The sequence below is a fragment of the Oleiphilus sp. HI0067 genome (assembly GCF_001635735.1).
In genome coordinates this window covers 1-689 of sequence record NZ_LWFI01001734.1, presented here as the reverse complement: position 1 = coordinate 689, position 689 = coordinate 1, and the positions used below count along the sequence as shown (strand labels likewise).

At 43.8% G+C, this 689-nt stretch carries 1 protein-coding gene; it reads right to left on the bottom strand.

Annotated features, from left to right (window positions below; all coding sequences use genetic code 11):
• Nucleotides 1-158: 158 nt before the first annotated feature.
• The coding region (locus tag A3739_RS27575) for a DUF3410 domain-containing protein (protein ID WP_156502908.1) at nucleotides 159-689 on the bottom strand (531 nt) is incomplete at its 5' end.

The window sequence follows — 689 nt, the reverse complement described above, 5'->3', positions numbered from 1 at the left end:
TACCTGCTCACGACGAGCTGGGGCTGCCAAATCTAAAGTAAGCGGCATACCAGTAGGAACACGTAAATCACTGAAACTCAATTTTTCAGGATATCTTTGTTGAACAACTGTCTGCACGGCAGCATCACCTCTCTGTGAATTTGGCGCCAAAGAAAAATTTATTTGATATTGAACCCTAGACTTTTGAACTTCGAAAACAACTCAGAATCACCCTGTTTTAATTGAATTTTCACACCAGAAAACTCGCGACGACAACGGTAATTTTTTCTTAGAGCATCAAAGCCCTTGGTACGTTCAGGCTCAGTTCCTTGCAACACACGCATCAACTGCCCCGAATCATGACGGACATCGAAACAAGCTCGAATCGCCGTGTGTAGACACCAATTAGTATCAGCATTTGAAGTAAATGACATTCTCGATAAAGGCGGTTCTTCCAAGAACTGACCAAGGGAATGCCTAGTGGGTAGCCCTAATAAATGACAAACTGATTGATAGATACGCTCTGTTCCGGAGACTTTTCCGTCGAAACTATAACCTGCGATATGAGGTGTCCCTAAATACACCATCTTTGCTAATTCAACATCAATATTTGGCTCGTTTTCCCAAACGTCTAAGATCACCGTGGGCGGGTTATCTTGGCTTAGGCGCTTCTTCAATGCCGATTCACGAATCACTCCACCTCGAGCAGT